General features: G+C 42.1%; 22 protein-coding genes and 1 pseudogene. 8 read left to right on the top strand and 15 right to left on the bottom strand.

Annotation, left to right across the window (positions count from 1 at the left end; all coding sequences use genetic code 11):
• Nucleotides 1–100: 100 nt before the first annotated feature.
• Nucleotides 101–3,508, bottom strand: a complete 3,408-nt coding sequence (locus tag A5N88_RS20195; protein ID WP_066269370.1) for an efflux RND transporter permease subunit — start codon at nt 3,506–3,508, stop codon at nt 101–103.
• Between the two features lie 196 nt (nt 3,509–3,704).
• Between A5N88_RS20195 and A5N88_RS20190 the strand changes: the two genes are divergently transcribed.
• Nucleotides 3,705–4,289, top strand: a complete 585-nt coding sequence (locus tag A5N88_RS20190) for a TetR/AcrR family transcriptional regulator (RefSeq protein WP_066269368.1) — start codon at nt 3,705–3,707, stop codon at nt 4,287–4,289.
• Between the two features lie 69 nt (nt 4,290–4,358).
• Here A5N88_RS20190 and A5N88_RS20185 read toward each other — a convergent pair whose 3' ends face one another.
• The 5 genes and pseudogenes from A5N88_RS20185 to A5N88_RS20170 form a co-directional block, all read right to left on the bottom strand.
• Nucleotides 4,359–4,670 (bottom strand): MerR family transcriptional regulator, encoded by a 312-nt coding sequence (locus A5N88_RS20185; protein WP_232317644.1) that lies wholly within the window; start codon nt 4,668–4,670, stop codon nt 4,359–4,361.
• Nucleotides 4,662–4,825 (bottom strand): annotated as a pseudogene (locus A5N88_RS25950) (SDR family NAD(P)-dependent oxidoreductase); the annotation flags it as partial. The gene A5N88_RS20185 and the pseudogene A5N88_RS25950, both read right to left, overlap by 9 nt.
• A 232-nt stretch (nt 4,826–5,057) precedes the next feature.
• Complete coding sequence (locus tag A5N88_RS20180; protein ID WP_083953236.1) at nt 5,058–6,041, bottom strand: FTR1 family iron permease; 984 nt, start codon at nt 6,039–6,041, stop codon at nt 5,058–5,060.
• A gap of 235 nt (nt 6,042–6,276) precedes the next feature.
• Nucleotides 6,277–7,167, bottom strand: a complete 891-nt coding sequence (locus A5N88_RS20175) for a Cof-type HAD-IIB family hydrolase (RefSeq protein ID WP_066269363.1) — start codon at nt 7,165–7,167, stop codon at nt 6,277–6,279.
• 209 nt (nt 7,168–7,376) lie between these two features.
• On the bottom strand, nt 7,377–7,631 hold the full coding sequence (locus A5N88_RS20170) for a hypothetical protein (RefSeq protein ID WP_066269361.1): 255 nt from the start codon (nt 7,629–7,631) through the stop codon (nt 7,377–7,379).
• A 981-nt stretch (nt 7,632–8,612) separates the two neighbouring features.
• On the opposite strand from A5N88_RS20170, the gene A5N88_RS20165 reads away from it, so the two are divergent.
• The 5 genes from A5N88_RS20165 to A5N88_RS20145 all read left to right on the top strand — a co-directional run bounded on the left by A5N88_RS20165 (nt 8,613) and on the right by A5N88_RS20145 (nt 13,387).
• On the top strand, nt 8,613–9,290 hold the full coding sequence (locus tag A5N88_RS20165) for a response regulator transcription factor (RefSeq protein WP_066269359.1): 678 nt from the start codon (nt 8,613–8,615) through the stop codon (nt 9,288–9,290).
• Nucleotides 9,287–10,666 carry a sensor histidine kinase gene (locus A5N88_RS20160; protein WP_066269358.1) on the top strand — a complete coding sequence of 460 codons (1,380 nt, stop codon included), beginning with the start codon at nt 9,287–9,289 and terminating at the stop codon, nt 10,664–10,666. Before A5N88_RS20165 ends, A5N88_RS20160 begins: the two co-directional genes overlap by 4 nt.
• Nucleotides 10,667–10,948: 282 nt before the next feature.
• A complete protein-coding gene (locus tag A5N88_RS20155; protein ID WP_066269355.1) occupies nt 10,949–12,034 on the top strand; it encodes an ABC transporter permease in 1,086 nt (361 codons plus the stop codon).
• Entirely contained in the window at nt 12,034–12,723 is a 690-nt protein-coding gene (locus tag A5N88_RS20150; protein WP_066269353.1) for an ABC transporter ATP-binding protein, read from the top strand. The genes A5N88_RS20155 and A5N88_RS20150 overlap by 1 nt, the downstream gene beginning before the upstream one ends.
• A 139-nt stretch (nt 12,724–12,862) precedes the next feature.
• Nucleotides 12,863–13,387, top strand: coding sequence for a GNAT family N-acetyltransferase (locus A5N88_RS20145; RefSeq protein WP_066269351.1), 525 nt, complete (start codon nt 12,863–12,865; stop codon nt 13,385–13,387).
• A 120-nt stretch (nt 13,388–13,507) separates the two neighbouring features.
• Here A5N88_RS20145 and A5N88_RS20140 read toward each other — a convergent pair whose 3' ends face one another.
• From A5N88_RS20140 to A5N88_RS20120, 5 genes are all read right to left on the bottom strand, one after another.
• On the bottom strand, nt 13,508–14,038 hold the full coding sequence (locus tag A5N88_RS20140; protein ID WP_066269350.1) for a dihydrofolate reductase family protein: 531 nt from the start codon (nt 14,036–14,038) through the stop codon (nt 13,508–13,510).
• Between the two features lie 397 nt (nt 14,039–14,435).
• Nucleotides 14,436–18,578: a S8 family serine peptidase gene (locus tag A5N88_RS26315; RefSeq protein WP_066269349.1), complete on the bottom strand. Its 4,143-nt coding sequence runs from the start codon at nt 18,576–18,578 to the stop codon at nt 14,436–14,438.
• Between the two features lie 380 nt (nt 18,579–18,958).
• Nucleotides 18,959–19,276, bottom strand: coding sequence for a putative quinol monooxygenase (locus A5N88_RS20130; protein ID WP_066269346.1), 318 nt, complete (start codon nt 19,274–19,276; stop codon nt 18,959–18,961).
• Between the two features lie 199 nt (nt 19,277–19,475).
• On the bottom strand, nt 19,476–19,907 hold the full coding sequence (locus tag A5N88_RS20125) for a VOC family protein (RefSeq protein WP_066269345.1): 432 nt from the start codon (nt 19,905–19,907) through the stop codon (nt 19,476–19,478).
• Between the two features lie 356 nt (nt 19,908–20,263).
• Nucleotides 20,264–20,506 (bottom strand): hypothetical protein, encoded by a 243-nt coding sequence (locus A5N88_RS20120; protein WP_066269344.1) that lies wholly within the window; start codon nt 20,504–20,506, stop codon nt 20,264–20,266.
• 472 nt (nt 20,507–20,978) lie between these two features.
• On the opposite strand from A5N88_RS20120, the gene A5N88_RS20115 reads away from it, so the two are divergent.
• Nucleotides 20,979–22,274, top strand: coding sequence for a VTT domain-containing protein (locus tag A5N88_RS20115; RefSeq protein ID WP_066269343.1), 1,296 nt, complete (start codon nt 20,979–20,981; stop codon nt 22,272–22,274).
• A 103-nt stretch (nt 22,275–22,377) separates the two neighbouring features.
• Here the strand turns inward: A5N88_RS20115 and A5N88_RS20110 are convergent, their stop codons facing one another.
• The 3 genes from A5N88_RS20110 to A5N88_RS20100 all read right to left on the bottom strand — a co-directional run bounded on the left by A5N88_RS20110 (nt 22,378) and on the right by A5N88_RS20100 (nt 24,162).
• Complete coding sequence (locus A5N88_RS20110) at nt 22,378–22,695, bottom strand: heme oxygenase (RefSeq protein ID WP_066269341.1); 318 nt, start codon at nt 22,693–22,695, stop codon at nt 22,378–22,380.
• Between the two features lie 245 nt (nt 22,696–22,940).
• Nucleotides 22,941–23,402, bottom strand: a complete 462-nt coding sequence (locus A5N88_RS20105; protein ID WP_066269339.1) for a hypothetical protein — start codon at nt 23,400–23,402, stop codon at nt 22,941–22,943.
• A 241-nt stretch (nt 23,403–23,643) separates the two neighbouring features.
• Complete coding sequence (locus A5N88_RS20100; protein WP_066269337.1) at nt 23,644–24,162, bottom strand: PadR family transcriptional regulator; 519 nt, start codon at nt 24,160–24,162, stop codon at nt 23,644–23,646.
• Nucleotides 24,163–24,444: 282 nt separating this feature from the next.
• Between A5N88_RS20100 and A5N88_RS20095 the strand changes: the two genes are divergently transcribed.
• Nucleotides 24,445–24,918, top strand: coding sequence for a hypothetical protein (locus A5N88_RS20095; RefSeq protein ID WP_066269336.1), 474 nt, complete (start codon nt 24,445–24,447; stop codon nt 24,916–24,918).
• A 107-nt stretch (nt 24,919–25,025) separates the two neighbouring features.
• Here A5N88_RS20095 and A5N88_RS26310 read toward each other — a convergent pair whose 3' ends face one another.
• Nucleotides 25,026–25,436, bottom strand: a complete 411-nt coding sequence (locus tag A5N88_RS26310; RefSeq protein ID WP_066269335.1) for a hypothetical protein — start codon at nt 25,434–25,436, stop codon at nt 25,026–25,028.

The following is a 25,436-nucleotide window of genomic DNA, read 5'->3' as shown; positions in this document are numbered from 1 at the left end:
TCATCCGCGTTTTCTCAAAAAGCGCCGGCATTTTCCCGAAAAACACCCGCATTTCTTGACCAGCTAGCTATTGAGGAGTCCGCAAAAATTGCCGGCCCCTTCATTTCCGTCTGCCTGTTAAAAGCGAGTAGCAAACAGGGACAATGATCAGTGTTAGCAAGGTGGAAGCGGTCAGCCCTGAGATGACCACGATGGCAAGCGATCGGGAAATCAATCCCCCTTCTGTAGACAAAGCTAATGGAAGGAGCGCACCGACTGTGGCAATCGCCGTCATAAGGATGGGGCGCAGCCTGATTTTTCCGGCTTCTACGATGGCCTGGGTTTTGTCTTCGTATATCTTTTTATTTTGCTCGACCTTATCGATGAGGACAATGGCATTGGTCACCACAATTCCCACCAGCATTAAAATTCCTACCAGTGCCGGGATTCCCAATGATTCATGCGTTATCAAAATGCCTGCGATAACTCCCACAAAGATAAACGGCAGCGCAAACAGAATCGATAACGGGGCAAGCGGTTCCCTGAAAGCCAGCATCATGACAAGATAGACAAGGATGACACTGAAGCCGATCGCGTAAACAAGGTTATGGAACCCTTGTTTCATTTCTTCTGCTGAGCCTATAAAGGAATAGCTTACACCCTTTGGCAAGGACATTTTTGCTAATGTGTTTTTAATGTCCTGCTGGGCCTTTGAGGCTCTGGCTGAATCCATCATCACGGTTAAGGAGTCATAACCCTGCTGATTCAAACGCTGAATGGCTGCAGGTGCAAAGGTCTGTTTTACACTGCCTATATCCTTGATTGCCACCTGCTGCCCCGCCATATTGGTGACTTTCTGATTGGCTATAACGCTTATTTTATTCATGTCACCGGATTGCAGCCCGACATTTAATCCCGTTGTTTGTCCTTGAAGCTCCACATTCATAAGGGCTGTTCCGCTGAGCATGTCATGCAGATCGCTTGCCGCCATTCCCGGATACACGCCTTGTGCAGCAGCTTTTTTATCATCGATGCTCACCTCGACCTGCGGGGTTTGCTCTTCAATATTGGACGTAATTCCTGTTACACCTTGTATCGGCTTAAGGGCTTTTTCGATGTTTTGTGCCCCTTTTGTTCTCGCCTTTGAATCTGATCCGTTCACGATAATACTAAAACTGTTGGAGCTAGGAGAACCGCCGACAGGAGTAATCATGGTCTCGCTGCCTTCCCCCAGATGATCGGTTTGCTTTTTTAACTCCTGCTGAAAACCAGTAGAATCTGCATGATTCTTTAAGGTCACCTGTATGCTGATCGTTCCTGAATTTACTGTAGTGTTATAGCTTTTCACCTGCTTCTGCCCTGCAAGTTTTTGCTCCAATTGCTTGGCCAGGCTGTTGGTTTTGTCAATGGAGGTTCCGTTCGGAAGCGTGGTATTCACATCGATATATTGCACAGCCTCATCCGGAAAAAAGTTAACCGGAATCCTGGGAGCCAGCGCCAGCGTTCCCACAAGCAGGACGGCTGCCAAGCTCACAACGAGCCAGCGGTGCTGAAGCCCCCAGTAAAGAACATTTTCATAAAAGCGCTGAAGAACATTATCTTGTTTTTCAATCGGCTTTACTTTTGCCAAAAAGAGTTTGGATAGAATCGGCACAATTGTTAATGCAATCAATAGCGAAAAGGCAATGGAAATCACCACACTCCAGGCAAATGGGGCGAAAAACTTCCCGACAATTCCCGGCACAAACGCCATGGGAAGAAACACAGCAATGGTAGTAATGGTCGAGGAGGTGATGGCCTGCCCGACTTCTTGGGTGGAATCTAAAATAAATTCATTGCCTAATGATTTGCCGGCAATGGCTTCTCTAGCTTTGCGGTAAATATTTTCGATGACGACAATACTGTCATCCACCACCCGGCCAATCGCCACAGCTACGCCCGCTAATGTCATAGTATTGAGCGTGTATCCCATTGCCTTCATTACAATCATGGTAGCCAAAATAGAAAGCGGGATTGAAAGAATGGCTACAATTGTGGTACGAAGGTTCCCTAAAAACAGCATCGTTACAACAGAAGCAATGACTGCCCCCATGATGGCCTCCCGCACCATGGAATGGACCGAGTGATTGATTTCAATTGACTGGTCTCGCAAAGTGGCAATGTGATACCCCTTGGGCAAATCAAGTCCTGCCAGCTTAGCCTTTACAGACTGTACAATATCCGCTGTATTTCCACTTGCATCCGGCTGAATAGCAGCCACTACTGCCGGCTTCCCATTCAGTCGTGTATACGTGCCCCCATTATCGACCTGCAGGGAGACATCTGCAATTTTAGATAAAGGCAGCGTCGATATCGATATAGCTGGACTGCCTGGCGTCTGTGTTTTCTTGGGTTGTGGCTGGTTTCCCAGCTGATTCAGCTGATCAGCACTTTGTTTGGAAGACTGGCTGAGCTGTGATTGAATGAGAGAAACCTGCTGTTGAAGCGAAGAGATTTTACTTTGTTCCGCTGCAATTGTTTTTGCTAAAGCTGCTTGCTTTTGTTTTCCCTGTGCACTGCTTGCCAGACGAGGCTGAGCCTTCAGCTGGGCCAATTGGGTTTGGTTTTGGAACATTTGGGAGGAAAGCTGATTGATTGCACTCATCAGGCTGATTTCTTTTTGCAAAAGCGCATCACTTTCTGTATTTCCCTTTACAGCCTCTCCCAGTGTTCCTAGAGATTGGCCAACTTGGTTCAAGCCATTCCCCATACTGTTAAAAGCATCCTTCGTTCCTGAAGTATTCTGATTGACGAGTATTAAATTCATATTTCGAATATCATCCAGTGTTTTAAAGGCATGATTCACCTGTACATTCATTTCCTTGCCGTTCATGGTGACCTGGCCGGTCGGTGCCGTCACATTATTGGCGAGCAGTGCCTGTTTTACTTTATCAAGAGTCAAGTTATATTCGTTTAATCGATTGGGATCTACTTTTACAAAAATCTGTTTATCTGTTGTCCCATCCACCTCTACATTGGAAACACCCGATATGGTGGATAGGCTTGGTACAATTTTTTGCTGGACAACATCACTGATATCAGAGGATGATTTCGATGAATTACTAATGGAAAATGTATAGATGGGCTGATTTGTCGGACCAAGCTTCGAAACCTTGGGATCCCCGGCGTTGTCCGGCAGCTTCACACGGTCGAGTGCCTGGTACACCTCTTCCTGTGCTTTATTAATATCTGTATTCAAGTCAAACTCAAGGACCAGATGAGCCCCATTCGAGGCAGATGTACTGTATAAATTCTGGAGTCCATCCACATCCGAAAGCTGCTCTTCCAGAGGCTTTGAAATGTCATCCAGGACTTGCTTGGAGGATGCACCTATGTAAGGAATTTGAACAGAAAGATAAGGTATGCTTACATTCGGATATTGCTCAATCCCCATATTGGTGGATGAAATGCCTCCCCCCACCAGAATAAGCAGCATCACCAATAGAATGAATAAAGTATTTTTTAATGAAAAACCGGTTAATGCACGCACGCTGACTCCTCCTGATTCTCCCAAGCTTATCGGAAAGTATCTCTTCTTGTTATTCCCCAATATTGGAATAACATGAAGTGAGTCAAGTGTATCTTATTTTTTTATTACGATACATTTGACTCATATATTTGACAGAATATATACTCAGAAACAGGAAGTCAATACGATTACGACATCTGAAACAGGAGGCCTCCATATGTATCGCATAAAAAACGACAAGCGATCCTTCCAGTCCTGCCAGCTGATCTATGATGCACTGGCAGCATTAATGAAGACAAAATCCTTTGATACGATTACCGTGCAGGAGCTGGCTGCAAAAGCGCAGGTTGGACGCGCAACCTTTTACCGCTATTTTGACAGCCTGGAGGATGTCCTCTCGATGAAGTGCGATGAAGCCTTTCATGAGCTAAAAGAGTATCTCTTTTTATACTATCGCCAGGAGGGTGCCTTTACCGAGACGCCGGTTCCCTTCTTCAAGCCCTTTTTGCGTTATTGGTATACTCATTCCGATATAGTCGAACGGCTCATCCAGGCCAAACGCATGGATATTTTTGCACACTCCTTTACACAATTATTTACCGCCTTTTCAAAACAGCTTCCCATGTCTGATTCTGCCCAGCTGATCAGCCGCCGCTTTGACTATTTTTTAGCCATTCGGACAGGGGCCGCGACCAACATCCTCATTCAATGGATTCAAAATAAAAAGGACCTTCCGCCGGATGAGCTGGCCGACCTTGTGATTGCACAGTTCAAGGCTACCTCGGATATACAGTGGTTATAATAATTTTACGTTTGTTATTGCTTGTAAGCTCCTCAATAAAAGACGTATGCCTATTTGGCACACGTCTCTTTAGTTCGTATCCATTTCCCGTTCATATCTCGCTATTTTTTCACGAATTTTTTTCAGATGCTTCTCCGTCTCCTGAATTTGCTTGAGAACGATGGCTTCCTGCTTTTTCATCATGTCCAGCCGTTGCGGAAGTGTGTCTTCTCCATTCATGTTCCATTCAACAAATTGTTTAATTTCTCTAAGGGGCATTCCCGTATTTTTTAGACACAGAATCATTTCCAAAAATTTAAGAGATCCTTCATCGAAAACCCGGTCTCCTTTTTCATTTCGTTTTAAAAAAGGCAGCAGACCCTGCTTATCATAATAGCGCAATTGAGAAATGGATAGCTGATTCATTTCTGCGGCTTGTCCAATCGTATAATTCATCGTGCTTTTAAAAAGACATGATAGTCTTTCTCTGCCAGCTGCCGAACAATATCATATCCAATCCCTATATTAGCGCATGTAACAAAAGCGAATTTTCCCATATGAGTATCCTCCTATCTTTAAAAACAACGATACACCCTAAACTAAGGTCGAGGTCAATATTTTTTTCATGACTCCTTTAAGTATTTGCCTATTTGCTTTCTCCTACTGATTATTATTTAACGGATTTCTAAGATGGCTTGCGGATTTTGTAAATGACTGGGCCTTCATCAGCATGTTACACATCTTTTTTCCAAAATAAAAACCCGCCATTAGGCGGGCACATTTTAATTATTACATTGTTTTTGCTTCCAGCGTATTTGCTGCTTCCAGCCTTTTTAACGCTTTGCGCTTTGTCAGGTAGCGCTGAAGGAAGTAGGAACCGAGTACATAGACGACGGCAACTGCTTGCAGGGACAGGCCTTGCACATTTGAAAATACACAGAACCATACTCCGATCCAGTCAGGGAATTCAACACCGATCGGGGTTGTTGCCATCCAGCCGGCTTGCTGCATTTCCTGAACCGTCTCTCCGACCATAACGGCAAGCACCATTACTAAAAGAGCACCAGTGAATACAAGCATTTTCTTGTGAGGAAGCTTTTTCTGGAACAAGAAGGTAAGAACTCCGACCATAAGTGTTAAGGCTAAACCTATCAAAGTACCCTGAAGGATAATATCGTCACCAACCTTTAGTCTCAGGTTTTGCAGGAAAAGAACCACTTCAAAGCCCTCGCGGTAAACCGATGTGAGGCCAACTAAGAACAGTGACCAGAAAGCACCTGTTGATACTCCTGTATCACTGGTTATCAACTGCTGCTTTTTACGGTTATGTAATCCAATCCAGCCAGTCCAATATACTTTATGGAAGAACCAATTCAGAATGATTAGCAGAACAACCACTGCAAGAACACCTGTAAATGCCTGTATGTTTAATTGAGAAGCGTTCACAGAAGCAATAATTGCGACAACCGCAAACCATGTTGCCAGAGTCGCGATAAACGAAACGCCAGCTCCAATTGAAATTGGCTTCCAGTAGTTATCCTGTTTTTTGCGAATCAGCCCTGAGATGATGGCAGCTAACACCAAGATCGCTTCCAGGCCTTCCCTGAATACCAGAATAGCTGTATTAATGACGGCTGCTGCCGGTGTGATATGATGGGCCGTCGGGTCCGGATTTCCTTTAAAATACACTCCCTGCCAAACAAGGACCCCTATTAAAATCAAAACAGAAAGGGCAATCAAACCACTTCGCAGATTCAATGCTTTTTTCAGCACGGTGACTCCTCCATTCAAAACTATCTATTTTATATGTGATAATGATAATCGTTATCAATTGACTTCTTCATTTTATCGCTGCTCTTACTGGGCGTCAAGAACATTTTTAGTTTGAACCGTTTTTTCCTTTCACGTACCCTTGTGCTATTCGTTTATACTTTGCAAAAACACTTTAACTTAAGTATACAAAAAAATGACGTGCATCCTTTCACACGTCATCTTTTATCGTAATTATCTAATCAAGTACAAACTCGGTTTCCTTGATCTTATCTTTTAACACATAATGGTGGATTGCATGGGCTACCCCGTTTTCATCATTTGTCAGTGTAACAAAGTCACACATCTTCTGGATTTCCTCGGCTGCATTTCCCATGGCAATCGATAAACCGGCTACCTTAAACATCGGCACATCATTCTGCTGATCGCCAATGGCCACCGTGTCCTTCAAAGGAATATTGAAATACTCCGCCATCACTTTTAATCCATTTCCCTTGTTTCCGTTTATATTCATGATTTCAATGTTAAACGGAGAGGAGATGGTCACGTACACCCCATCAATGGTTTTCATTGATGTTAAGACACGATTTCTTTGTTCCGGATTTAAAGCAAGGATAAAAATTTTCTGGATAGCCAGTTCTTCATCCTTTAATAATGTGTCAAGATCATCGAAAAAAGTGACACCCTCTGATTTGTCCGGAATTCTTGTCATTTTTCCGTAATTTTCATCCTCGTAGAATTCAGCAGGGATGGCACCCGAGGCAATCACTCTTTCCATACGGTTTTTCCAGTCATTGTGAAAATAAATGCCTTTATTCGTATACAGCTTGTATGGCATTGATTCCTTTTCAATCACTTCAACTGCAGCCTTGTTCTGTTCGGCAGCTAAAGAAGTCAGCTCTATAAGCTTCCCACCCGCAAAAACAGCAGTTCCATTACTGCCGCCAATCGGGCAATTAAGGCCATATTTACGCTGAACTGCATTTATGGATTCCGGAGCTCTTCCGGATAATATCATCACAACATGCCCTTGTTCCTGGGCTGCTTTAATTGCTTCTATATTTTCAATACTAATTTGATTTTCAGATGATAACGTCGTACCATCCATATCAAGTGCGATTAATTTCATAGATTTACTTCCTCCTGTGCCCTCGCCTAGATACTCTTTATGTCTTTCATCTATTAACATTGTAAAACATTAATATACGAATTACAAAGAATCCAGACTGTAATCCGTTTGTATTTTTGGATAATGTTGGTGAGACCTATCCATTCCCCTCTAATAAAAAAAGAAGCCCTCTGCCGCAGCAAAGAGCTTCTTTGGATACTTGGCCATCATTAATTTGCTTCTTTCAGCAATTTAAAACGGTGGCCTTCTACTAGCCTAAGTCCACTGGAGGATTCTTTTCGGACTTCAAAATCGAACCCATCCTGTGAAAAAACCTGAATTGTGTAAGCATCTAAATTTTTGTGATTTACGTTAAAGCGGAAATTTTTACAATCACCATCAGAAATGTCCTCAACGAAAGTTACGTCTGTGTAGCCATAATTACCAATCAATAAGATATTCGAGATTTGCTCTGTTAAACCCATTGATTCCACTCCTTTAAGATGAATTTCCTTTTTTCTCTCTCATTATAACGCAATTGTAACCGCTTTAACAGGAAAAAAGGGAAAATAAGTAATTGGGATTAGCTCATTTAAAAGCAGAATTTGAGTAAGAACAACGCATTACTTCTATCAGAATAGGCACAAGCTATTGTTTGTCTGCAAATTTTTTTGTGAGCAGATGGGCAATTTTTTTACCTAAATGGTCACCATTTGGCACTTTGATGGAAGAGAATTTTCATGAAGTGCCTACAGAAGGGGACTTACTTTTATGATGGGCATAACATACGGTGAGGAATGCTTGAATGTTTTTGTATAAATTATTTTTCTCTAAAGAAACATTCAAATGGGCTTCATTCTCTTTATGAAGGACTTTTCTCAAGACTTCGGACACCTAAATGTCCTTCATCCCCCTCATGAAGGACTTTTCGCCAGACATCGGACATCCAAAAGTCCTTCATCCCCCTCATGAAGGACTTTTCGCCAGACATCGGACACCTAAAAGTCCTTCATCACCCTTATGAAGGACTTTTCTCAAGACTTCGGACATCCAAAAGTCCTTCATCCCCCTCATGAAGGACTTTTCTCAAGACATCGAACAACCAAAAGTCCTTCATCTCCCTCATGAAGGACTTTTCTCAAGACTTCGGACACCTAAAAGTCCTTCATCACCCTTATGAAGGACTTTTCGCGAGACATCGGACATCCAAAAGTCCTTCATCATCCTCATGAAGGACTTTCCTCTCACCGGGCACCCCCCAAATAGCCTTCACCCCCTATTTTTCCATGCGGAGTCAACACCCTAAATTCCCCCTACTCTCCAAAGACAAAAAGCCGCATTCCCAGAGAAAACAAGCTACGATAATGGAATTTGAACAAAGGAAAGGATGACTTTTCCAAGAGGAATGTTATAAAATAGTCCGCAGATGAAATACCTAAAAATTGCAACACGGGCGGTGGTACAGAATGAACTCTATATTAATTGCAGATGATGATATCCATATTCGAGAGCTGCTAAGGCACACCCTTCAAGCGGAGGGATACGCAGTGATTGAGGCGGAAGATGGCGGACAGGCAACGGAAATCCTGATGAAGCAGCAAGTTCAATTAGCCGTAGTCGATGTCATGATGCCCAAAAAGGATGGCCTCCAATTGTGCGAAGACATCCGAAAATATTATGATTTTCCAGTGATTCTTTTAACAGCAAAGGATCAGCTGCCTGATAAGGAAAAAGGGTTTTCTGCTGGTACGGATGATTATTTGACGAAGCCGTTTGAACCGAAAGAATTATTATTTCGCATAAAGGCACTCCTCAGGCGCTATCATTTGGCCAGTTCTGACAAAATTACTCTCAATCAAACCGTGATTGATCGGAAAAGCTATGAAGTTCATTGTGACCATAAAGTGGTGATGCTTCCCATGAAGGAATTTGAACTGCTTGCACAGCTTGCAAGCTTTCCGGATCGGGTATTTTCCCGTGAAGATTTGATTCAAATGATATGGGGAGCAGATTTTGACGGAGATGACCGTACAGTGGATGTACATATCAAACGGCTGCGGGAACGCTTTTCCAATCGCAGCGATGACTTCCAAATAAAAACGGTACGCGGAGTCGGGTATAAATTGGAGGTTCCAAAGAATTGAAAACATTATATTTACGCATCTTTATGACAACCATTGCGGTCATGATGCTGAGCAGTCTCCTCTCCTTTTTTCTTTCCAATGCCTATTACCAATACAAGCTTAAACCCTATAACGATAAAAAATTAACCCGTATGGCAGAGGACATCCAATCCTTTTACGAAAAAAATCCTGAAGACCATTTGGATGCCTATTTAAAAAGTGTAGGAAATCTTGGCTACCAGCTTTATTTAGTGGACAGCAATGGGCACAGTGTTTATTACGGAGGCCCCTTTCGTAAACGGAGGCTGGAAAGTAATGTTATTCAGTCGGTATTGAACGGAAACGTTTATCATGGAATTGCTCATTATCCTTCAAAGGTATTTATAACAGGGTTTTTTGAAAACGATCTAAAAAATACCATAGGGGTTCCCATAAAAACAAAAGGCCAGCGCTATGCTTTGTTTATGAGGCCCAATCCGGAGCTTCAAATTGGAGAATTGCGAATTTTTCTTGCCGTTCTTCTTGTTCTGACATTCATGCTTAGCGTCCTCTTCGTCATTGTCAGTACCCGCTATCTTGTTCATCCGATTACCAAGCTGACGGAAGCCACTAAAAAAATTGCCGCTGGTAAATATGATGTTCAATTGCATGTGAACCGGCGCGATGAAATTGGCAGGCTGGCTAACGACTTTTCACATATGGCAAAAAGCCTTGAACAGCTTGAAGCGATGCGCCAGGAATTTGTATCGAATGTCTCACATGAAATTCAATCACCCCTGGCCTCCATCCAGGGATTCTCGCAGACACTTCAATCCGATTCATTAACAGAGGAGGAAAGAAAGTATTATTTATCCATTATTGAAGATGAAAGCAAGCGAATGTCACAGCTTAGCAAGCAGCTGTTAACCCTCGCCTCCCTGGATAAAGAGGAAAGCATACTGGATAAAAAAACATTCGATCTTACCGCTCAAATTAAACAAATTCTTTTTATGACAGAATGGCGATGGAGGGAAAAAGATCTTGCAATTGATATGGAGCTTCCATCCGCCTATCTTTATGCAGATGAGAATTTACTCCATCAGGTGTGGTTAAATTTGATTACCAACAGTATCAAATTCAGCCGCCAAGGGGGATCCATATCCATTGGTTTGAGCAAGGAGGATGACCAGTGTCTTGTTGAGATTACAGATACCGGCATAGGAATGGCCGAAAAAGATCTCCCGCAAATTTTTAACCGATTTTATAAAGTAGACCCATCCAGAAAAAGAAACGAAGCTGGTACCGGGCTGGGACTTGCCATCGTCAAAAAAATCATTGAATTGCATAATGGCCAAATTCATGTAAAAAGCACTTTGGGGCACGGCACAACCTTCTCTATTTCTCTTCCAAGGCAATAAGAAAAGCGGAAGCTACTTGCTCATCGGTGTACGGATTTCGGAGTCTTCGACTGAGATAAAGGAAACACAGCGAGGGACGTGCTATTGTTGACTTATCGTAGGGAGGAGACGCAGAAATCCGCTAGACGATAGACGCTGGAGCTAGACAATAAGAAAAGCGAAGGCGCCTTGCTCATCGCGTACACAGTGCAGCAGTTTGTCATTTCCTGTTCATCGTCCGTTCATATTCCCTTTCTATACTGCTCTCATAGCAGTAATTATTAAAAAGGAGTTGAACGGACGATGTTTCTTTCTATACGTGAATTTAAATATGCTAAACTGCGCTACTTATTAGTCAGCTGCATCATGGTCCTCATTGCATTGCTTGTGCTTTTTGTTTCGGGACTTGCAAAAGGACTGTCTTCGGATAATGCCTCATCTATTCAAAATATGAATGCGGATTATTTAGTCCTTCAGCATGGATCCGATCACCGATTAAATCGTTCCATTTTGCCGGAACATGCATTTGACAATGTACGCAGGGAGCTGGGAAAAAAAGATGCCGCTCCCCTCAACGTTCAAATGGGGTCCATCACGAAATCAAGAACCGCTAAAAAGCTTGACGCTACTTTTTTTGCCATTGATGCAAGGAGCATGATTGCCCCTAAGATTACGGAAGGGAAAAACCTATCCCTAGACACAATGAGTGAAGTGGTTGCAGATCAAGCATTAAAAAAGAACGGTATCCGCTTAGGAGATACGATACAGGATCAAGTATCCGGCAAGCACTTCACCATTGTCGGATTTACAAAAGGACAATCCTTTAGCCACTCACCTGTCATTCATATCAACCTCAATGAATGGAAGTCTATGAACCATTCAACCGATGTAAATGCCATTGCCATTAAGGCCGATTCAGCTATGGCAAAGAAAATTTCGAGCACAGTTTCCGGTGTTGAAGTGATCAGTAAAAAAGAAGCGTTAAAAGGCATACCCGGATACCAGGAAGAACAAGGCTCCCTCATCATGATGATTGCCTTCCTCTTTATCATTGCAGCCTTTGTGCTGGCGGTATTTTTCTATGTCATTACCATTCAAAAAATAAATCAATTTGGTGTTTTGAAAGCCATTGGTGCTAAGTCAGGGTATATAGCCCGCACGATTATCGCTCAAATATTTCTCCTTACGCTGGCGAGCCTGTTCATCGCGATTTGCCTTGCCTATGGATTGTCTTATCTATTGCCAGACGGGATGCCGTTTGATTTAAGTGTACAGTTAGTCCTTGGCTGTTCCATCCTTTTTATCTTTGTCTCTTTATTGGGATCATTGCTTTCTCTTTACCGTGTAACAAAAATTGATGCCATCGAAGCAATCGGGAGGGCTGCATAATGGGAACAAAACTAGTGTTAGACAACATCAGCAAGGTTTACGGGGATGGGGACACATCCGTCAAGGTCCTCGATCGTGTTTCTTTAGAGGTAAAGCCAGGTGAATTTATTGCAGTTGCAGGTCCATCGGGATCAGGAAAAAGTACGTTCTTATCCATAGCAGGTGCACTGCTTTCACCCTCAAGCGGAAGAGTCATTTTAGACAATATCGAAGTAAATAAGCTTTCATCTAAAAAAATGAACCAGCTCAGGCTCGAAAAAATTGGGTTCATCTTTCAATCTTCTAATTTAATTCCTTATTTGACCGTCAAGGACCAGCTCTTATTAATAACTGAGCTTGCCGGTAAAAAGAAGCAGCAGGCAGAAACGAAGGCAAAACAGCTTTTAGAACGTCTTGGCCTTACACACCGCGCCCATCATTTTCCGGAAAGTCTCTCAGGAGGCGAACGGCAGAGGGCTGCGATAGCAAGGGCCTGGATGAATAACCCGGAGATCATCCTTGCTGATGAACCCACTGCCAGCCTTGATTCTGAACGGGGACGGACTGTCGTAAAAATGTTGGCTGACGAAGTAAAGCTTAGAGAAAAAGCGGCTATTATGGTTACTCATGATAAGCGGATGCTCGATCTGTGTGACCGCGTCATCTATATAGAAGATGGAAGATTATCAGAAACCCGATCAAACAATTGATCACTCGCCTTTAAAGCGCTCTGCCATTTGTGTGGCAGAGCTTTTTTAAAAAGGGATTCCGGTCTTTCTTTGTGGTAAAATGATGCTTGAGTACATATGTAGAAGCTTAGAATGCTTAAGAGAGGCAGGCATATATTCTATGAAAATACTTGAGACAGAGCGTCTTATACTTCGAGTACAGACCGCCAGCGATGCTGCTTTTATCCTTGAACTGATGAATGATCCTTCATGGATTAAGTTCATTGGGGACCGCGGAATTAGGACGGTAGAGGATGCTAAAAACTATATTTTGAACGGGGCCGTCCGTATGTATGAGCAATACGGTTTCTGCATGTTTTTGGTAGAACGGAAAGAGGACGGTGTCCCGCTTGGCATCTGCGGTCTTGCCAAAAGAGATGCCCTTGAGGATATCGACATCGGCTTTGCCTTTTTGCCAGCATACCGCGGGAAAGGTTATGCCTCGGAGGCTGCTCTGGCGGTCATGGAATACGCGAAAGCTACACTTGGGCTGAACCGCATTGTGGCGATTACCACGCAGGATAATCATTCTTCCGCCAGCCTTCTTGAAAAAACAGGTTTGAAGCTTGAACGCTTGATTCAGCTGCCCGGTGATCCTGAAAACTTGAGACTGTTTGTTTTTGATAGACAAAGAGAGAATGAGTGAGCCCTTCGTTCTTTCCTCTAAACGATGCTAATGGAGTTGCTCAAAACTCAATGCTGATTTTTCAATCGCCTGCGGGCCTAACTTAACGCTCCTTTCCCGCAGGAGCTTTTTTATATGGCATTATTTTTTAACAACATAATGTAATTCCACAAATTGATTAAAGGTTCTTATCCCTACCAAAGTCAGGTCCAGCTGAAAATCTCCCTCTTTAAATAATGGAATACCCTCTCCTATGATGGAGGGTGCAATGGTCAAATACAGTTCGTCAACCAATTTTTCCTTCATAAATGTATATAATAAATCTCCGCCTCCCACCATCCAAATATCCTTCCCTTTTTCTTTCTTTAATTTGGAAGTGAATTCTACTATCTCCTCGTTGATGAATGTTACATTTTCATCCTTCTCCAACGGTTTCCGGGAAAAAACATAGCATTGTTGTTCTTTATATGGAAAATCCCCTTTTACCTCTTCTACTATCCAATCATAGGTTCTTTTTCCCATAAAGATGGTATCTATTGTTGCTAAAAATTCTGAATAGCCATTGTCTCCTTCGCCTTCAACTTTAAATAACCAATCTAGGGAATCTTCTTTTGTTGCAATATAGCCGTCCAGGCTTTGAGCAATAAATAAAACGACCTTCCTTTGACTCATTCGTTTTCGCCTCCTATCTGTTTTTTCCAGTACTGAGAAGAAAAAAATCTCCCATAGCAAACAGTTTTATATCATTATAGAACATATGTTTGATTTATTCAAATGTCAACTATATTTTAACTAAGTAATTGGTTGTGCACTAATCATCCTGCTGGTTGATTTACGCTGCAGGCACTCGCTTTCCGCGGGGCGGTTGCGGAGCCTCCTCTAATCTTTGTTCCTGAAGGGAACACAGGAGTGCCGTACTTTCCGCCTTAATCACATAGGATTTTATTCAACAGCAGGCTTACTCTGGGAACGTTAAAAAAGAGCAGACCCATAAAGATCTGCTCTTTCCTTTTCTATATAAGCCCTTTTTACCCCTTTTACACTTTTTTCGCCCTGAAAAAAATGCTCTCTATTTAATGCCTAGCTCATTTTTAATATCAGCCAGGGTTTTGCCTTTATATTTCAATTGCGGTTTTGGTGCGTTATCCACAGTCGGATTTTGCATGCCAAAGTTCTTTTCTACAAAGGCAAAGTCTTTTGCATCCACTATGCCGTCATCATTAATGTCGGCGCTGCGTTTATTGGTTCCCCAATATGTTTGGATGGCCAATGCATCCTGAATATCGATTACGTTATCCTTATTGACATCCCCTCCTATCGCCTGGTCAACTGTTTCTGTACCTAGTCTCTTGTAGATTCCATAATCCTCGCCATCCATTGTTTTATAAGCACCGGTGAAATGATCATACATGGTGAAATGGCCCGGGATATCCTCGATTAAGGTGAACATATCACGTGTGACAGGCAGGCCGGTAGCGTAGAATTGTCCATATTTATCCATCGTGCTGGTATACGTTTTTCCATTGCTGTCCTGAATGGTTACATTTGCGCCAACCTTTGTGTAATCCTTGGAATAATCATAGTCGCCATTTGCATCTAATAAGCCGTCTGCATGGATATAGCCGATAACGCTTGAAAAGTCCGGCAAGATATTGATCGGTGCAACATACGTAAATGGACTTGTTACGGTATTGTCTGTACTTGTAAAGGTTGAAGTAACCGTTCTAAAACTTGACACAGGTGCAATATCCTTCATATCCGGTATTTGAAGGGTTACATCGACCATTGGAATATCTCCTGATACCTCTGAGGTTCCATCAAACGCCACATTCACATTAGTGTTGACGGTGTCATTTGAATTCGTTGTTTTGACATCGAGTTTACCGCCAAGCTTTTTCGCCTTCGGGTTCAAGGATATGCCGACTATGTTTGTGTCCTCTGTATATGTTGAGAAGCTATAGGCAGCCTGTTTCACTTTGTTTACATTGTTGGCTGTAAGTGTAATGGTAACCGTATCTCCAATATGTGCATTGACTTGATTTAAGCGTGTTGCGGTATTCGGCTGACCGTATACATATGGCGTATCATTTTGTACAAAGAAATACTGCTTTCGGCCATAGGAATTTCCTGCGGCGTCAATTCCTTCAAATCTCAGATTCAATACCTGTGAAGACGGATCCATGGCTATATCATCTTGGCCATTGCCTTTGGCATCCAACGTAAGCTGTCCGCTCGGCCAAGGACTATTATAGTAATACCAGATGCCATTTTTGGATTGATCCGTATTGAATCCGGCTGATTTCATTGTATTGATCATCTGGTCATGGATCGAAGCTGTTACGGGCACAGTCTGCTGGCCAGGTTTGTACTCGACGAACGGGTTGCCTGCTTTTTCACCCTCCACTTGTACATCATATTTATCCGGCATGGTGTTATCAATAAACATATCCTGTGAAGCTGTAAAAGATCTGCCAGCATCGTCATAGCCAATGAGCTTCAGCTTGTAATGTCCTTGCGGTGCTAAAATCTCATGGGAGCTGATTGGGTTGCTTGGATCATTGGTAAATGGATAATAAAATCCCATAAACGCATTGAATCGGTAAGGTACTCCTTCATCGAACTGTGTTCCATCCATTGTTCCTAAATACCCCACATCTTTGCCTGTAGAAGCATCTTCCACGACCGCATCGATATATCTCATATGCGATTTTAATGTAAAGCTTCCATAGTTGTAAGGATTGAAAAATGGATTGGTCAAGTTATTACGGTCACTTGTCATGGTTAAACGGTCAAGGCTGACATCCTGGAACCCTTCTTCCACAAAATGCACGCCGAATGGAATCCGGTAGGTCTCAGAAGGATTATCGTGATTGGTGTACACAATATAGCCTTCATAAATGCCTTTTTCCGCCGTTTTTGGAATGGTCAGCGTTACCTTTTTCGTTACTTCACTGTTGCCTGGCACCTTAATGGACTTGACCGTGTCAACCGTCACGCCATTTTTCTGTGCATCCTTTGAGCCTCTTGCATCCGTCTGGTAAGTGACACTTACGTCAAAGTTTTTCGCATTTTTACCATAATTCTTAAAACTAATGGAACGTGAATCGGTAATATCCTTGCCAGTAAAGGTCTCATTTCCAAAGCTTAATGCCCCTGTATCTTCCTTTATTTGCTTTTCTCTGCCATTTATAATGGTCGGAGTGTTTTCCTTTACTTTAATTTCCATTGTCGACTCGATCGCTTTTTCAGGATCGACACGTCCTGCCCCTTCTTCAAAGACACTGTACGTTTTGCTTAATGGATCGGCTGTATTCATTAAGATCGATTTCACATCTTCAGGCTGCAAATATGGATGAGCTTGTAATAATAAGGCTGCAATGCCCGCTACTTCCGGAGTCGCCATCGAGGTTCCAGACATGCGTTCATACGCATATTTATAGTCAGCCGGATTGTCGGGACTATGAACGAAGCCAGGAACTGTCGATAGGACGCTTACACCCGGTGCGGTCACTTCAGGCTTAATGTCATATGTGACACGCGAAGGCCCGCGGGAGCTGAAGTCAGCCAGGTTATCGCCTGTTGTAGAAAAAGAACCTGGATCGCTAAATGAAAACTGCGTGCTGCCTGCAGCAATTTTTTGCTTCAATGCCAGTCCGTCTGCATTGGTTAAATTAAAGGATGGGATAAAATCGGTTCCTTCCCCTAAATAAAATGGCATATAATCCTCAGTCGTTACATTGTCATAGATCAGGATTGCTGCAGCACCATTCAGCTTAGCTTGAAGGATCTTATCATTGATGGTGCTCGTACCGCGCTGAACAAGAACCACTTTCCCTTTCACATCTAAGCCTGTATAGTCGCTTGCCTGGCCATAACCGCCGACACTCACGATTGGTAAGCTTTTCCCTGCAAAATCGCTAATGGTATCGCTAAACCCTTTTGCCAGTAGACGCATGTCAGAATTCATGCTATCCAGATGGCCTTTCATGGTCGGAATCTGTTCCGGCACATCACTTGCGCCTACCGTCAGGGCAAGTGCAGCACCTCCAGGAGAGCCTACGGTATACATGCCGTTACCAGAATTCCCAGCTGCTACAACTGCTGTCACACCGCTCAAAACCGCATTGTTGATGGCAATGCTGTCCGGATAAAGCGGATCATTATAGTTGGCGCCCAAAGACAGGTTCATCACGTCCATACCATCTGCAACTGCTTTATCAATCCCGGCCATGATGTTTTCCGTTGAGCCTGAACCTCCAGGGCCAAGCACACGGTATACATATAAATCTGCATCTGGCGCAATCCCTGTTGTCGCATAGGGACTGTCATTTTTCCCTTGGCCGACAATCGTGCCGGAAACGTGAGTCCCGTGTTCTGTCTCATACGCGGTTGGGTCCCCGCCTGGCTTCCCGGCTTTTACCCAATCTGCATACGTGGTTTCCATTGGATCATTGTCATTATCAACGAAATCGTATCCGCCTTTATAGGCTGCTTTAATATCAGGATGGTTGTAGTCAACACCTGTATCCAGCACGGCTACTTTAACACCTTTGCCTGTGTAGCCTTCCTGATGCAGCTTATTGATATTTAAATAAGAATTTTCTTCTGACATTCCCTGACCCTGAGCTTCTTTCGAAGGCTGGGCTTCTTTTTCAGGAGGCTCTACGGTTACCTTTGAATCACTGTAGATGGCCTGAACCGCACTTGATTTTACTAATTCCTTCAGCTTGTTCGCAGGTACTTCCAGCGCGACACCGTTAAAGGCATTTTTATATTCACGTTTTACCTTATAAGAACCATCACTCTTTGTCTTAAAAGCAGATTGCAGGTCGTTTTGAAACGTCTGGTGATCTGCGTCTACATCGCTTTTTGCCTGGCCATCCGTCAAGCTTTTTCCTTGAACTGCGGATTGAAGAACGGCCACTTTATGAGGCTTGCTCTTAAACTCTACGATAACGGATACCGGTTTTGAACTGTCGGTATTGACATCTGAGTTCAAGAAAAGTCCGGATTTATTATCGGCTGTCAGCTGCTTCAATGCTTGTCTTTGTTCAGGCGTTAATTTGGCCAAAATGGTTTCTGCAGTTGTGTTTGTTGCTGCATGGACTTTCGTTGGCATGCTAATATTTAAGGTTGTAAGACTGCTATAAACCAGGCCAGCTCCTAATGTGAAGGCCGTGGCTTTTTTCATCAATTTTTTTCTGGATTTCATCTTTTGCTTCCCCTCTTTTTATGTATAATAAGTGCCTATCTCCAAATCCCCTTTGCTCTATCCACACTCCCCTTCCAAATACTTAGAATATTGTAAATTAATGTGTTAATTTAATCCTAAGAGTCGGATGGTTAAATGTAAATTGGGGTAATCAAGAAATCAAAGAGCGGCTAATAATAGACAAAAAGAATCATTTTTCTTTTTAAAAAAGACACTTTCTACCCATTCCTTACACATATCGAGAGAAAATCTTTCGCAAAAAAGTGACAATAGCCTTAGAAACCCCGCATACAATTACCCCAAATTGCAATAAAAAAGACACAGGAATGGGATGACCGGTGTCTTTTTACTCATTTTAATAGAGACTGAAATCAATTTCGTTATTCGTTTCCTGTAAAGCCCTTTCCTCCCTCTGGTGTAAAGGTGCCAGCTCTCTCTACACCTGAAAGGAGAGGCTGGGCCTGTTTGATTAATTCTTGTGTACTTTCAAGCTCTAAAGAAGCTTGATGAGCTTTTTCGTCACTCCAAATCTCATAAACAAATACAGAGTCGGGGTCGTCATTGGACGAGCTTACCATATACATTTCGCATTCCTTCAACTCTTCCATAGACCGGGCAGCTCCCAGCAAGATATGCAAGAAGGTGTCCCGCTTTCCTTCTTTTACGATGAATCGGACCATCATTCCAAACTTGCGCATTCTTATCCCTCCTTAATCCTACTATTTCTGACTTCTTCATCGCTTCATAGAATTCATGGGCGGAATGAAATAATAGTAAATGCCAATGCCTTCCTAAAAGTTGTGCTCATCTCGCCTGCCGGTTTCATGATGAAAAGTTGCCTTTAAACAGAATCCTACAAAAAAGAGCTGCCGCAGCAGCCCTTCAGTATAACTTCTCTTACTTTTCTTCCTCAGTTTGAGTGGAAACCTGCCAGGTTACACCAAATTTGTCTGTGACCTGTCCATATAATGGGCTCCAGAAGGTTTCTTGGAGAGCCATAGCCACATGGCCGCCATCTTCAAGCTTCCCGAAGATCTCTCTTGATTCATCTGGATCATTGACGAGAAGGGCTACAGTCACTTGGCCTCCCACTTGATATGACTGCCCCGGGAACGTATCCGATAACATAAGATCTGTATTGCCGACTTTTAAATGTGCGTTTAATACTAGGTTTTTTGCTTCTTCAGGGAGCTGGGACTCAGGATTTCCAGGCATGTCTCCAAATGTTTGGACATTTAAAACCTTTGCATTCAATGCCTTTTCGTAAAACTTGACGGCTTCTTGTCCATTTCCATTCAAAACCAAGTAAGGATGCATTCCAATGATCATATAAACAACCCCTTATATTTTTGATAAATTAGCAATTTCGCTTCCATCCTATTAATTCTCTATATTATGTAGAATTCCTACTTGTTTTTTGGCAATGTCGTTTTTCTTTTGTTAGCAGTAATATAGACACTGGCAGTGCTCTGTTTATCCTGCTGGCTGAGTTACGCTGCAGGTATTCGCTTTCTACGGGGCGGCCGAAATCCTCTTCGTCGCAATCTCCTGTTAGGTATGCCTTTGCAAGCTTTTCTAGTAGGAGTCTCATGCCTTGTCTTTCATTTCTATCAACTTTAGGTTCAGTTCTACTTTAGGCTTTAACTGAGTTATGCGAAGTGCTTTTATTTTTCCTGCCGGTTGATTTACACTGCAGGTACTCGCTTTCCGCGGGCAGTCGGGGAGCCTCCTCGTCGCAAGTTCGCTACTGCGGGGTCTCCCCTAACTGGCTTTTCCCGCAGGAGTCTCGTACCTTTCGCTTCAATCAACTTTGGTTTCAGTTCTACTTTTAGCTTTAACTGAGTTATTGGTTGTGCCCCTGTTCTTCCTGCTGTTTGATGGGCATTGCAGGTACTCTCGTTTTCTACTTCAATCACTATGAAATTCATTCCCTCTTAGGGCTTTAGCTGAGACATTTGCAGTGCTCTGATCATCCTGCCGGTTGAGTTACGCTGCAGGTACTCGCTTTCCGCGGGCGGCCGGAAGCCTCCTCGTCGCACGCTCCTGCGGGGTCTTCCTAAGGCCTGCTAATCCCGCAGGAGTCTCGCACCTTTCGCTTCAATCAACTTTGGTTTCAGTTCTATTTTTGGCTTTAGCTGAGTTATTGGTTGTGCCTCTGTTCTTCCTGCTGGTTGATTTCCACTATGATTTATTTGTCTTCGGTTGGTTCCTCGCATTCCAAACAAATCTTGCTTACTATAAAAAAAACGAGATTTGAGCTTATTAAAGAACAGCTGCTTGAGGCTTATTTTTCTAAATAGGAGAATATAAACAATATCCTTCAAGCTATTTAGGGTAAAATAATAGTAGAATGATTTTTATAAGGACAGAAGTCCAGAATTCGCATACAGGGAGATTATTATGACTGCATTATTTCATTTGTTAAATGAGTATGGTTATATTGTCCTTTTCGTTTCCTTAATGCTTCAGTTAATTATTGTCCCTATTCCCAGCGAAGCGCTATTGAGCTATGTAGGGGTTCTTGCTTTTCAGGGAAAAATGAATTTGATTCTCTCTCTTCTATCAGCTGGAGCTGGAGGAATTACAGGTGCGAGCATTTCCTATTGGGCCGGCTATAAGCTCGGGGTTCCCTTTATTCAAAAATATGGGCGTTACCTTCATATGGGGCCTGAAAAAATGGCGAAGATGGAGGTCTGGTACAAAAAGTATGGGAAGGTTCTGCTTCTCATTTCTTATATCATTCCGGGTATTTGCCATATTGCCAGTATTTTGTCCGGCATCATCAAGCTTCCCTATCGATCCTTTGCCATTTTCTCTTATATAGGGGTGTTTTTATGGGCAGGACTTTATATTTTCCTTGGGTATTTGCTCGGTCCTAAATGGGATCAATATCAAAGTGAAATTGAAAAATGGCTCGTTCTTGGAGGCATTGTCTTAGGGATTGGGGTTATTGCATTTATTGTTATAAAAGCGAATCGGCAATATGTGAAGGAATCGATTATTCTTATCTTCCAAGCAACGTTTAAACGGTTTGGAAGCTTTTTCAAAACGAAAATTCTCATTTTAGAAATCCTGGTTTTCTTTGCGATTCTCATTGCCTTAATGGTCAGGATGATTCAAGCGATCATTAACCATCAATTTGGACAATTCAATACCTTTTGCCTAAATGCAATGTCGTTTCTTTCCTCGCCAGGCTGGCATGGAATCATGAATACAGTGTATGCCCTCTCCTCGGTGAAAGTCTTAAGTGCGATCAGTGTTTTAACCGTTCTTGTTATCGCTTTGAATAAAAAAAATATTTTGCTGGAGCTACTATTTTTTGCCTGTACTATAGTAGGTACGCTTTTGTTTTCATTCGGAATTCATTGGCTATTCCACTTTTTATTCAGCGACATCAGCGCTCAGTTCCCGGATGCACCTTCCATGTTTTTCGTAAGCATCCTCAGCTTCTTCTTTATCATGCTGATTCGACACTATCGGAATTATCAGGTGATCTTCTTTCTAATGCTTGGCTACCTTTTCATGTTAACCGCCTACTTCATCAGCGGTGTATATCTCGTGCATGCTGAACCAAGCGATATGATGGCTGGCTATGTTTTCAGTGCAGTTTGGGTGAGCGGAATGCTTTTCGCTCTTGAAACATTTAGATTTATTTCCCTTCTTAAAAGGGAACTCAACCACTCCAGCGAACAGTAAAATAGTCAGAGATCCGCTAGCCGATAGGCGCTGGAGCTGGGCCAAAAAACACCCGTGATTCCACCTGGAACCACGGGTTTACTTTTATAGGGAGTGTCTTTTGTTATTTTGCTTCAAGTGAAGAAGCTAGCTTGGAAATAATGATTTTGCTTTCTAAAATAGGAGATTCACCGCCAGAGGAATTGGAACCTTTATGTGCTTGTTTAAAGGCATCACTATTTTTCCATTGAGAAAAATCTTCAAGACTGTCCCAGTACACATTAACATTTAGTTCATCATGCTCAGACAGATTTTGGGTAATCAGCACTTCAACCTTTACAAATCCTTTCATTTCTTGCAAAGCACCCGGTTTTGTAAAAGCTGGAGCCATTTTTTCTGCAAAACCCAATTTTGTTTTCATTCGATTCGTAACAATAATCATGTGATGATACCCTCCTATTTCCCATTAGTCAATAATGACTATTCGAACATGATTATATAGCTGTTTTATCAATTAGTCAATAATGACTAATTGAACAATACGCTTATGTAGTAAAAGATTTTCTGAGTTTTAAGTGCAAAAAATGAACCCAAAGGTGTAGGGTTCATTTTTGAAATAACATATATAAAACTAAATATCTGCACGGTTACTCCCCCTCTAGGATATTTTCAAGTCTACCGAAGCATTTAAGATCTATTTTTTTGTAGAAGATCATTTAAATATTGAAAACCATAAAAAATTAGTCCTCTTAACGTACTGACAAATAAATACTGGATTTTCGTCATCTTTACTAAAGCTGCAATCTTATAACGTTTTAAATATTTTAATCCGACAAAAGTAAAAAGTATGTGGAGAATAGTGTCCGAAATTATAAATAATTTAAAATTCCCATACGTCATTTTTAGCATCCACAGACCACTGACGAAATATGGACCAAAATTAAAGAAATCCATACTGTCAAAAGGAGGTATCCCTTTATAAAATCGCCACCATTTCTTCTTTTCACCAAATAAATCCAATGCTTTTGTAAATATAACTATAAATATGCTTGCAGGCAAATATCTTTTAAATGAAGATTTACCTAGGAAAGGTACAGTTAACCAAGGAAAAATGAGTATACCTATTAACAATAATTTTGAGCTTTTCAATATACCACCTCCACTGTTTATGATGTGTACTAATCCTCAAATTCATCCATACATATACGCAATCCTTTCATTTCAGCCAGCTGCAATCCATTTTGTGAAAATGCTTAGTATTAGTAGTAACAGAAAAAAGGGACAACCAATTCGTTTAAATTGATGTCCCTCTTCATATGGCTTTTTTTATATTTGTACACTAAAACAGGAGTGTGTGCGAAATTTACTATTTTTAATAATATATAATCAATTAGTCCTGGCTTCCAAGCTGGCGGATCGTTTTTTTAAGAAAACCCGCTTCGGCTTCAAGCATTGTCAGCTTATGATGGATGGCAAGATTAACACCTGAACGCTCTGCATGTGCGGGTGTTTTTTTAAACCTCTCAATTAATTCCTGATTTTTCTTTAAACGTTCTTTCAACGCAGGAATCGTTTTTTCCAGCGGGAGAAGATCAATAAACATTAACCCAATATCTCCTTGGTAATTCACACTTTCGGCTGAAGCTAGATTATTTAAAAGCAAATTGTAGAAGTATTGCTTGCCGTTCTCATTAATCGAATACACTTTTCGTGTCGGTCTGTTTCCTTCCTGCTCTAATTGAATATCAATATAACCATTTTGGCTCAATCGATCTAATGCTGCATAAGCAGTAGGCTTCTTCATATCCGTCACGGTGCTTAAATTTCTTTCTATAAACTCATTAATTTGATACCCATGCTGGCTTTGGTTCATGAGCAGCCCAAGCAGAATAAGTGAGCGATGTTCCATTGAAATCCTCCTTTCTTAAAATTTCCCTTTATATTCTCTCCTATTATGTATCCATAGTCAATTAGGGGTAGTGAAGCTTTCATTTCCTTTTTGTTATAAAGCCATTTTCCTAACTAATAATCATAATTAGGACGTTTTTAGAGGATAGTAATACATGACGATGTGCAGTATAGATGCTTTCAGGAAAAAATGAGTATTGAGCCGTTTCTGTGGCATCTTCGCTTTCTAAAAATATTCCGCACAAATTTACGAAAAGAGTTTCAGGAAAAAAGGGGGCCGTTGATGCAGAACAAAAAGAAATCATTCTCAACTGCTATGTTAATCATTCCATGGCTGACTGTCCCATTTATTGGGAAGACAGCATTTTTCAGATTTTTGCCGGTAGCCAGTTTTGTTAACTTGTTCATCAGCATTTTAAGTCTGATTGCAAACCGGAAAAATTGGTGGAAAAATAAAAACCCTCTCTCTCCGGGTCCGATTGATTTTTCCTATATATTAGGACCATTTTATGTGGCCACTCTCTGGATATTTAAACTATCCTATGGGAATTTCCCAAAGTATTTGCTATTAAATATCCTATTAGATTTTATTAATGCCTTTCCTTTAGGGCAAATTTGGGAGAGAATGGGGATATTTAAATTTAAAAAAATGAAACATGTTACTTGGTATTTAATTTGTGTGTTGTTATCGATCATCATCTATGCCTATCAGTATACGGTAGAAAAATCCATCAAAAAACCTGAACCCCAGGATTAGTATCTAAATTAATGTATTCTAGCAAGTTCTAAATAAAAAACAGCGTGTGTCAGAATTGCCACACGCCCTTTCACCTGCCACTGCTTATATTCTCTCTTTTTTTGTCATCAAAGCGTCATATGCCCTGGCTGGCTGCCGCCCATGCCTCCAAATTCGTGGCCCGGATAGCCTGCTCCTCCATGTCCCGGATGGCCTGGATAGCCGCCTGTTCCCCAGTGCACTGTGTGGCCCGGATAGCCGCCTGTTCCCCAATGTACCGTGTGACCTGGATAGCCGGCCATACCACCATGTCCTGGATGTCCCGGATAACCAATCATACCGCCATACCCTGGATGTCCCGGATAACCAGTCATGCCACCATACCCTGGATGTCCCGGATAACCAGTCATGCCGCCATACCCTGGATGTCCCGGATAACCAGTCATACCGCCATACCCTGGATGTCCCGGATAACCGGTCATACCGCCATGTCCTGGATAGCCTGAATAACCGCCCATCATTTGTCTAACATCATTCAT

This window comes from Heyndrickxia acidicola, assembly GCF_001636425.1.
GTDB classification, from domain to species: Bacteria; Bacillota; Bacilli; order Bacillales; family Bacillaceae_C; genus Bacillus_AE; species Bacillus_AE acidicola.
This window is presented reverse-complemented; position numbering and strand designations above follow the sequence as displayed.